This is a genomic window from Streptomyces sp. SID12501 (genome assembly GCF_010550245.1).
GTDB lineage: Bacteria > Actinomycetota > Actinomycetes > Streptomycetales > Streptomycetaceae > Streptomyces.
This window is the reverse complement of sequence record NZ_JAAGLU010000081.1, coordinates 1-10,482: the sequence shown is the minus strand read 5'-3', so window position 1 is coordinate 10,482 and position 10,482 is coordinate 1. Positions and strand designations below refer to the sequence as shown.

Here is a 10,482-nt window from a genome sequence, read left to right as displayed (position 1 = left end):
CGGGGCGTCCACACCTCCGTGAAGGCCCTGGAGGACGACATCACCGCGTGGATCGACACCTGGAACGAGAATCCGCGTCCCTTCACCTGGACCAAGACCGCCGACGAGATCCTCAACTCACTCGCCGACTACCTCACCGAAGTCACTCCGTCAGCCAACAAAAACCAGGAAGAAACTTAAGACCGAGATTTCAAGCGCACCACACTAGGGCATAATTATTAATTCGGCTACATCAAACGCCCTCTCACGGCACGGCCGGCGCAGGCTTCGCGGCTGGCAGCACGTCGCGCAGGATGCCTCGCGGCAGGCCGCGCCGCCGCCATTCGCGGGGGTAGCCGATGGACACCTCCTCGAAGCGCACACCGTCGTGCACCGTCGTCCGGGGAATGTGCAGATGGCCGTAGACGACAGCCGTCGCGCGGTAGCGGAGATGCCAGTCGGACGTGAGTTCCGTACCGCACCACAGGGCGAACTCCGGGTACCACAGCACCCGGGTGGGCTCCCGCAGCAAGGGCCAGTGGTTGACGAGCACTGTGGTGGCCTCGGGGTCGAGCGCGGACAGTCGGCGTTCGGTCTCCGCGACCCGGGCCCGGCACCACGCCTCGCGCTCCGGGTAGGGGTCGGGGAAGAGCCGGAACTCGTCGGTGCACACCACACCGGCGTCGTACGCCCGTTCAAGTGCCTGTGCTTTGGTGGCGGTGCCCTGGGGCCGGAAGGTGTAGTCGTAGAGCAGGAACAGGGGTGCCACTACCACCGGCCCGCTGGAGCCGTGCCACACCGGAAAGGGATCCTCCGGTGTGATCACATCCAGAGAGCGGCACATGTCGACGAGGTGCCGGTAGCGGGCCTCGCCGCGCAGCTGGACCGGATCGTCGTCGGTCGTCCACAGTTCGTGGTTGCCGGGAACCCAGATCACCTTCGCGAACCGGCGGGCGAGTGTGCCGAGCGCGTACGAGAGGTCCGTGGCCGTTTCGGCGACGTCGCCGGCGACGATGAGCCAGTCCTCGTCGGAGGTGGGACGGAGCCGGTCCAGGAGCCGCCGGTTCTCCTCGTAGGAGATGTGCAGGTCGCTGACGGCCAGCAGCCTTGGCGCCCTCCCCATGTCAGTGGTCCGCCGCCGCACCGCTCAGGGTGTCCGCGATCCGCCGGATCAGTCGGGGCGCCTGCTCGGTGAGGTAGAAGTGTCCGCCGGGGTACACCTCCATGGAGAAACCGCCGATGGTGTGCTCCTGCCAGGCCCGCACGTCGTCCAGCGGGGCCTTCGGGTCGTTGTCGCCCACCAGGGCCGTCACCGGGCAGCTCACCTGGTGCACCCGCTGCGGACGGTACAGCTCGGCAGCCCGGTAGTCGCTGCGGATCGCGGGCAGCACCATGCGCAGCACCTCGTCGTCGCCCAGGATCCGGTTGTCGGTGCCGGCCAGCCGCTTGATCTCGTCGATTAGGGCCTCGTCACCGCGCCCGTGCACGTCCTCCTCCACCCGGAACCGGGACGGCGCCCGCCTGCCCGACGCGAACAGCATCACCGGCACCACCCCGGCCCGCTGCTCCAGCAGACCTGCCAGCTCGAAGGCCAGTGAAGCGCCCATGCTGTGACCGAACAGGGCCAGCGGCCGGTCGGTCCACTCGTCGAGGAGCAACGGCAGCAAGTGGTCGGCCAGTTCGGGGATGCTCTCGACAGATGGTTCGAGCCGCCGGTCCTGACGCCCCGGATACTGCACCGCGAGGACCTCAATGCTCGGTGCGAGGGCCTGCGAGACCGGAAAGTAGAAACTGGCCGAACCTCCGGCGTGCGGGAGGCACAACAGGCGTACCTCGCTGTGCTGGGCTGGGTGGTAGCGGCGGATCCACAGATCCGCGTCTCCACGGTGCGCGGTCACATCAGTCTCCGGGTCTGTCGAGGGCCGACTGTTCCCGGAAGCTAACAGTAGGCGGGTGCCGTCCGGGCCCGGGTGGGCCCCTGAACCAACCCCTATGAGCACGGGTCCAGGTCAGGGGTGTCGCGACGCGGCGGGAACCTCGTCTACTTGAAGTCGTAAATACCAGGGCTGCTTGGCACGCCTACCCCAGGCGGTTGTCGCCGTTCCCTGGCGGTATCCGCACGGCGCCGACCCCGGGGGTTTCAGTGACGGACGAAGCACGGCTCGTCGACTACATCCGTCGTATGACGAGCGATCTACGCAAGGCTCACAGACGGCTCAAACAGCTGGAGGACGCGGGCAGTGAACCCGTCGCCATCGTCGGCATCGGCTGCCGTTTCCCCGGCGGAGTCACCGGGCCCGACGACCTGTGGCGGCTGGTGGATGAGGACCGGGACGCCGTGGGCGCCATGCCCGACGACCGGGGCTGGGACTTCGACGCCCTGTTCGCCCCCGATCCGGACCAGTTGGGCACCAGTCACGCCCGTGAAGGCGCGTTCCTGCACGACGCCGCCGACTTCGACGCCGGCTTCTTCGGAATCTCCCCCCGCGAGGCACTCGCCATGGACCCCCAGCAGCGACTGCTGCTGGAAGTGGCGTGGGAGGCGCTGGAGCACGCCGGGATCGATCCCGGCACGCTGGCCGGCAGCCCCACCGGCGTCTACGCGGGGCTCATGTACCACGATTACGCTGGCGAGCTGTCGACCATGCCCGACGAGGTCCAAGGCTTCCTCAGCACCGGTGTCGCGGGCAGCGTGGTGTCCGGCCGTGTCGCCTACGCCTTCGGCTTCGAGGGCCCGGCCGTCACCGTGGACACCGCCTGTTCGTCCTCGCTTGTGACGCTCCACCTCGCGGCACAGGCGCTGCGGGCGGGCGAGTGCGATCTGGCACTGGCCGGCGGGGTCACGGTCATGGCCACGCCGTCCACGTTCGTCGAGAACTCCCGGCAGGGCGGGCTGGCGGCCGACGGCCGGTGCAAGTCCTTCGCGGGCGCCGCCGACGGCACCGGCTGGGGCGAGGGCGCGGCCCTGCTGGTCGTGGAGCGGCTCTCGGACGCCCGGCGCCACGGACATCAGGTGCTCGCCGTGATCCGGGGCACCGCCGTGAACCAGGACGGCGCGAGCAACGGCCTGACCGCGCCCAACGGCCCCTCCCAGCAACGGGTCATCCGGCGGGCGCTGGCCAACGCCCGGCTGACCGCGGCCGATGTGGACGCGGTCGAGGCGCACGGCACCGGAACCAGGCTCGGTGATCCCGTCGAGGCGCAGGCACTGCTGGCCACCTACGGCAGGGAGCGGACCGACGGCGTGCCGCTGTGGCTGGGCTCGGTCAAGTCCAACCTGGCCCACACCCAGGCCGCCGCGGGCGCCGCCGGTGTCATCAAGATGGTGATGGCGATACGTCACGGGCGGCTGCCCCGAACCCTCCACGTCGACGAAGCGACACCCGAGGTGGACTGGGGTGCGGGGGCGGTCCGACTGCTCGCCGAGCCCCGCGACTGGCCCGACCTCGGCAGGCCCCGCCGGGCCGCTGTCTCGTCGTTCGGCGTGAGTGGCACCAACGCTCACGTGATCCTTGAACAGGCCTCGGCGAAAGGGGAGTTCGAGCAGGGCGCAGAGTCCGGTCCGGCCGAGGGCCAGCGCACCGAGGACACACCGGGCGTGGAGTTCGTTCCCCTGCCCGCCGTGCCGATTGTCCTCTCCGCCCGCGACGACGATGCGCTGCGCGCGCAGGCGGCCCGGCTGTACGACCACGTCACCGGGCCCGACGCCCCCCGCCTGCCGGACCTCGGCCGCGCCACCGCCACCACCCGTGCCGCCCTCGAACAGCGGGCCGTCGTCGTCGCGGCCGACCCCGACGAACTGGCGCGTGCCCTCAAGGCCCTGGCTTCGGCCGAGCCCGCGCCGGGGCTGTCGACCGGCCAGGCAGGGGACCCGGTCTGCGCCTTCCTGTTCACCGGCCAGGGGGCTCAACGCCCGGGCATGGGGGAGGAGTTGTACGCTGCGTTTCCCGCCTACGCGCGGGCCCTGGACGCCGTGTGCGCGGAACTCGACGGCCACCTCGAACACCCCCTGCGCGATCTGCTGTCCGCCGCACCCGGCACCGCCACCGCCGCGCTGCTGGACGAGACCCAGTACACCCAGGCGGCGACCTTCGCGATGGAGGTCGCGCTGTTCCGGCTGGTCGAGAGCTGGGGAGTGCGGCCCCGCCACCTCGCGGGCCACTCGATCGGCGAACTCGCCGCCGCTCATGTCTCCGGCATGCTGACACTGCCGGACGCCTGTGCGCTGGTGGCCGCCCGCGGCCGGCTGATGCAGGCCCTGCCGGCAGGCGGTGCGATGGTCGCCCTGGAGGCCACCGAGGAGGAGGTGACCCCGCTGCTCGCGGGGCAGGAGGACGCCATCGCCCTGGCCGCCGTCAACGGAGAGGGGTCCGTCGTCGCCTCGGGCACCGCCGTGGCGGTCGCGGCGGTCGCGGCACACTTCGCCGGTCTCGGCCGCCGCACCCGGCACCTGCGGGTCTCGCACGCCTTCCACTCGCCGCTGATGGACCCCATGCTGGACGAGTTCCGGGACGTCGTACGGAAACTGGAGTTCCACCCGCCGGTCATTCCGGTCGTCTCCAGCGTGACCGGTGCCGTCCAGTCCGACGACCAGTGGGCCTCACCCGACTACTGGGCCCGCCAGGTCCGGGACACCGTCCGCTTCCACGACGTGACCGTCACCCTGCGCGAGGCGGGTGTCACCGTCCTGCTCGAACTGGGACCTGACGCGGCCCTCACCGCGATGGCGGACAGCGGTTCGACCGGTGGCCCGGACGGCGCCGCGACCCCCGCCGATCCGCTCCGCGTGGCCGCCCAGCGCCGTGACCAGCCCGAACCCAGGGCGCTGGTCACCGCCCTCGGACGCCTGCACACCCATGGCGTCCGGGTGGACTGGGAAGCCTTCTACGCGGACCGGGGCACACGGCCGGTGCCGCTGCCGACGTACGCCTTCCAGCGGCGGCGCTACTGGCTGCGCCCCAAACCGGGCGCGGCGGCCACGGGGGCTGCCGGACTGCCCGCCGCCGGGCACCCGCTGCTGGCGGCGGCGGTCACACTGGCCGGCACCGGGACGCTGCTGCTGACCGGACGCCTCGGCGTGGACACCCATCCCTGGCTGGCCGACCACGCGGTGGGCGGGACCGTACTCGTCCCGGGCACGGCCTTCGTGGAACTCGCCCTGCACGCCGCCGCCCGGCTCGGCACCGCGGACCGCACCACACTGACCATCGGCGAACTCGTCCTGCGGGCCCCGCTGATCCTGCCCGCCACGGGCGGCGTACGGATCCAGGTGGTCGTCGGTGAGCCCGATGCGGACGGCCGGAGGGCCGTCGCCGTCGCCTCCCAGCCGGATACCGCCGACGCCGACGACGAGTGGACCGCGCACGCCGACGGGGTCCTCGGTGGCGAACCGGCCGAGGACCGCTCGGAGCCGGGCCCGTGGCCGCCGGCGGACGCCACACCGCTCGAAACAGGCTCCCTGTACGACGAGTTCGCGACCGCGGGCTTCTCCTACGGCCCCGCCTTCCAAGGCGTCCGCCGGGCATGGCGGCATGGCGACGACGTGTACGCCGAGGTCGCCCTGCCCGAAGCCATCACGGCCGACGGCGCCGCCTTCGCCCTGCACCCCGCGCTCGCCGACGCGGCCCTCCACGCTGCCGTCTTCGCAGGCGGCCCCTTCTCGGCCGCGCCCGGCGAGGGCCGACTGCCCTTCGTCTGGGACGGGGTGACCCTCCGCGCCACCGGCGCCACCGCACTCCGCGTCCGGCTCTCACCCACCGGACCCGACAGTCTCGCCCTCACCCTCGCCGACCCCACCGGCACTCCGGTGGCCACCATCCGCTCACTGACCGTCCGTGCCGCCCCCGCCGTGCTCCCACCCGCTACCGGCGTTGGCACCGGCCCGGCCGACGGGCTCCACCTGCCTGGCTGGGAGGCGATTCCGCTGTCGGCCGAGCCTGCCGACGCTCCGGAACGCTGGGTGCTGGCGGGAGACCCCGAGTCGCTGCCCGTCCTCCCAGGGGCCGTGCGCCGCTCCCATCCGGCCGAAGTCGACGCCACGGACACCGGCTTCGTCGTCGTGCACTTTGAGGCCGCTCTGCCGCGGGGAGCCGAACCCGGTGATCCCGCCGCCGTGACCGAGGTACACGCCGCCACCGAACGGGCGCTCGACACGGTACGCCGCTGGCTCGCCGACGACACCTTCGCCGCCGCCCGGCTGGTCGTCCTGCTGCGCGGAGCCGTCCAGGTCACCGACGAGGACGCGCTGCCGGACCCGGTCGCCGCAGCCGTGTGGGGGCTCCTCGGCTCCGCCGTGCACGAGAATCCCGACCGCATCACCGTGCTGGACTGGGACGGCGACGACCGGTCCGGCGCCGCTCTACCGGCGGCCGTGGCATGCCCCGAACCCCGGCTGGCACTGCGCTCCGGCACCGCCCACGCGCCCCGCCTGACACCTCTGGCGGGCCACCCCTCACTGCTTCCGCCGCCGGGGCCCGCCCCATGGGTGCTGGACCGGGTCGGGGAGAGCGGAACCATCGACGACCTGGCGCTCGTACCGGCACCCGACAGCCTCACCGAACCGCTCGGTGCCGGCCAGGTACGGGTCGACGTACGCGCCGCCGGAGTGAACTTCCGCGACGTCGTCGTCGCCCTCGGCCTGGTGCCCGGGCTGCGCGGGCTCGGCGGCGAACTCGCCGGTGTGGTGAGTGCCGTGGGGCCGGACGTGCCCGGTCTGCGGGCCGGGGACCGGGTACTCGGTCTCGCGCCCGCCGCTTTCGGTCCGGTCGCCGTCACCGACCACCGCTGGCTGGCGCCGATGCCCGACGGCTGGACCTTCGAGCAGGCCGCCGCCGTACCCATCGCCTATCTCACCGCCTACTACGGCCTGGTGGACCTCGCCGGAGTGCGCCCCGGACAGAAGGTGCTCGTGCACGCCGGCGCGGGCGGGGTCGGCACCGCCGCAGTCCAACTCGCCCAGCACCTCGGCGCCGACGTGTACGCCACCGCCAGCACCGCCAAACGGCACGTGCTGCGCGAAGCCGGACTCGACGACAGCCACACCGCCGACTCCCGCACCCTCGACTTCGCGGACCACTTCCTCGGGACCACCGGCGGACAGGGCATGGACGTCGTACTGGACTGCCTGGCAGGGGAGTTCGTCGACGCCGGCCTGCGACTGCTGCCCCGTGGCGGGCACTTCCTGGAGATGGGCAAGACCGACATCCGCGACCCGGCCGCCGTCGCCGCCGACCGTCCCGGCGTCGCCTACCAGGCGTACGACCTCCAGGAAGCCTCGCCCGACCGGATGCGCGAGATGCTCACCGCGCTCCTCGACCTCTTCGACCGGGGGGCCCTGACCCCGCCGCCGCCCACCGTCTGGGACGTACGACAGGCCCGCGACGCCTTCCGTACGCTCAGCCAGGCCAGACTGATCGGCAAGGCGGTTCTCACCGTCCCCAGGCGCCCCGACCTCGAAGCCACCTTCGTTGTCACCGGCGCCGGCGGCAACCTCGGCGGACTCGTCGCCCGGCACCTCGTGACCCGGTACGGGGCCCGGCACCTGCTGCTCCTCGGCCGACGCGGTCCCGCGGCCCCGGGAGCCACCGAACTCGCCGCCGACCTGCGGGCGTTGGGCGCGCTCGGCGTCGACACCGTGGCCTGCGACACCGCGGACCGAGACGCCCTGCGCGCCGTACTCGACGGGCTCGACCGGCCGCCGACCGTGATCGTGCACGCCGCGGGAGTCCTCGATGACGGGCTGGCCGCAGGCCTCACCGACGAGCAACTGCACCGCGTTCTGCGGCCCAAGACCGACAGCGCCGCCCACCTGGACGCGCTCACCCGCGAACTTGGCCACGACCCCGCCCTGTTCGTCCTCTTCTCCTCCGCCTCCGGCTTCACCGGAAACCCCGGCCAGGCCAACTACGCCGCCGCCAACACCTACTTGGATGCCCTCGCCGCCCACCGCAGGGCCGGTGGTCTCGCGGGCACCTCGCTGCTCTGGGGAGCCTGGGAACAGTCCGGCGGCATGACAGCCGGACTCAGTGACACCGACCAGCGCCGGATGGCCCGCTCCGGACTGCTCGCCCTGAGCCCGGAACGCGGACTCGCCCTCTTCGACACAGCCATCGGCGCGGACACCCACGCCGTGGCACCCGTCGCCCTGGACACCGGTGTGCTGCGCAAACAGGCCGAGGCAGGCACCCTGGCGCCCGTCTTCCGGGGCCTGGTGCAGGCGCCCGTCCTGCGCCGCGCCGCCCCGGCCGCCCCGGGCACCGCCGGCACCCCCGGGCTCGCAGAACGGCTGGCCCCACTCACCGACACGGAGCGCGACCGCCTGCTCCTGGACCTCGTGCACAGCCACACCGCGACCGTTCTCGGGCACGGCTCGCCGGACTCCCTCGGCGCCCAACGCACCTTCCGTGAACTCGGCTTCGACTCCCTCACCGCCGTGGAACTGCGCAATGGCCTCGGCGCCGTCACCGGTCTGCGGCTGCCCGCCACCCTCGTCTTCGACCACCCCACACCCCAGGCCGTGGCAGCGCTGCTGCGCGCGGAACTCGCCCCGCCCGAGGCATCGCCGGCCCAGGACGCACTGGCCATCGTCGACGGACTGGCCCGCTCGCTCGCCGAGGTCCCTGCGGACGACCCCGACCGCCGACACCTCGACGACCGGCTGCGGTCGCTCCTGGACGCCTGGCGCACGCCGCAGGACGAGAACACCGTCAACGATCTCGCACGGGCCACAGACGACGACCTCTTCGCCATGGTCGACGACGGATTCCGTCCCTCCTGAACCCTTCTTTCCACCCCGGCCTTCCTGACCGGTTCTCCTGTCCCGGCCTTACCGAGCCGGCCGGAGAGCCGGTACGACCCCCCGAGGAAGTGACGCACGCATGTCGAGCACATCCGCCACGCCCGGTACGGCCATGGAGAACAAACTCCGCGACTACCTCAGGCGCGCCATCGCCGACGCCCGCGAACTGCGTGAGCGGCTCCGGGAGACGGAGGAACGGGCCCGCGAGCCGATCGCCGTCACCGGCATGGCGTGCCGGTTCCCCGGAGGGGTCGAGTCCCCCGAAGACCTGTGGCGCATGGTGGCCGACGGGGTGGACGCGATCTCTGGATTCCCCGAGGACCGGGGCTGGCCGATCGAGGAACTGTACGAGGAGGCCGGAGGCATCGCCTCCTCGGCCACCCTGGAAGGCGGGTTCCTCCGTGACGCCGCCGGGTTCGACGCGGAGTTCTTCGGTATTTCGCCGCGTGAGGCGTTGGCGATGGATCCGCAGCAGCGGTTGTTGCTCGAGGTGTCGTGGGAGGCGGTGGAGCGGGCGGGTGTGGATCCGTTGTCGTTGCGCGGCAGCCGCACCGGTGTCTTCTTCGGTGGCGGTTCGGAGGATTTCGTCGGGTTGCTCGCCATGGGCCACGACTCCGAGGAGAGCCCGTCGCTCACCGGCATGACCAGCAGTGTCATGTCCGGTCGGGTGGCGTACACCCTGGGCCTGGAGGGCCCGGCACTGACCGTCGACACCGCCTGCTCCTCCTCTCTGGTCACCCTCCACCTCGCCGTGCAGGCGCTGCGGTCCGGCGAGTGCGACCTCGCGCTCGCGGGCGGTGTGACGGTTATGTCGACTCCGGGTATCTTCCCCGAGTTCGCCCGGCAGGGCGGGCTGGCCTCCGACGGGCGGTGCAAGGCGTTCGCGGACGCGGCCGACGGCACCGGCTGGGGCGAGGGCATCGGTGTGCTGATGGTGGAGCGGCTCTCGGACGCCCGTCGCAACGGACATCCCGTGCTGGCCGTCGTCCGCGCCTCCGCCGTGAACCAGGACGGTGCCTCCAACGGAATGACGGCCCCCAACGGGCCCTCCCAACAGCGTGTGATCCGGGAGGCGTTGGCGGGAGCGGGGTTGTCGGCCGCTGATGTGGACGCGGTGGAGGCCCATGGCACGGGCACCAGGCTCGGGGATCCGATCGAGGCGCAGGCCCTGCTGGCGACGTACGGTCAAGGACGCCCGCAGGAAAGGCCGTTGTGGGTCGGCTCCATCAAGTCCAACATCGGCCACACGGTCGCCGCAGCGGGCGTAGGCGGTGTGATCAAGACGGTCATGGCACTTCGGCACGGCGTCCTGCCGCGGACGCTGCACGTGGACGAGCCCACACGGCAGGTCGACTGGGCTGCGGGTGCGGTGGAGTTGTTGACCGAGGAGCGGGTGTGGCCGGTGACGGGGCGTCCGCGGCGTGCGGGTGTGTCGTCGTTCGGTATCAGCGGGACCAACGCCCACATCATTCTGGAGCAGGGCGACGACGACTCCCCGACCGGAGGCGATGACCAAGGACCGGTTCCCTGGGTTCTCTCGGCACGCGACGCGACAGCCCTGCCCGCTCAGGCGGCGAAGCTCCTCACCCATCTCACCCAGCATCCGGACGTTCCCTTGAGTGACATCGGTTACTCCTTGGCGTCGTCGCGGGCGGTGTTGGGGCATCGGGCGGTGGTGGTCGGTGGTGGGCGTGGGGAGTTGTTGC

At 72.1% G+C, this 10,482-nt stretch carries 4 protein-coding genes and 1 pseudogene; 3 read left to right on the top strand and 2 right to left on the bottom strand.

Annotation, left to right across the window (positions count from 1 at the left end; translation table 11 throughout):
• Positions 1–180: pseudogene (locus tag G3I71_RS44150) on the top strand (IS630 family transposase); the annotation flags it as partial.
• 64 nt (positions 181–244) lie between these two features.
• Here G3I71_RS44150 and G3I71_RS44145 read toward each other — a convergent pair.
• On the bottom strand, positions 245–1,102 hold the full coding sequence (locus G3I71_RS44145) for a metallophosphoesterase (RefSeq protein WP_164324412.1): 858 nt from the start codon (positions 1,100–1,102) through the stop codon (positions 245–247).
• A 1-nt stretch (position 1,103) separates the two neighbouring features.
• On the bottom strand, positions 1,104–1,877 hold the full coding sequence (locus G3I71_RS44140) for an alpha/beta fold hydrolase (protein ID WP_164324410.1): 774 nt from the start codon (positions 1,875–1,877) through the stop codon (positions 1,104–1,106).
• Between the two features lie 245 nt (positions 1,878–2,122).
• Between G3I71_RS44140 and G3I71_RS44135 the strand changes: the two genes are divergently transcribed.
• Together G3I71_RS44135 and G3I71_RS44130 are read left to right on the top strand one after the other, a co-directional pair.
• Positions 2,123–8,755 (top strand): type I polyketide synthase, encoded by a 6,633-nt coding sequence (locus G3I71_RS44135; RefSeq protein ID WP_164324409.1) that lies wholly within the window; start codon positions 2,123–2,125, stop codon positions 8,753–8,755.
• Positions 8,756–8,855: 100 nt separating this feature from the next.
• The coding region (locus G3I71_RS44130) for a type I polyketide synthase (RefSeq protein ID WP_164324406.1) at positions 8,856–10,482 on the top strand (1,627 nt) is incomplete at its 3' end.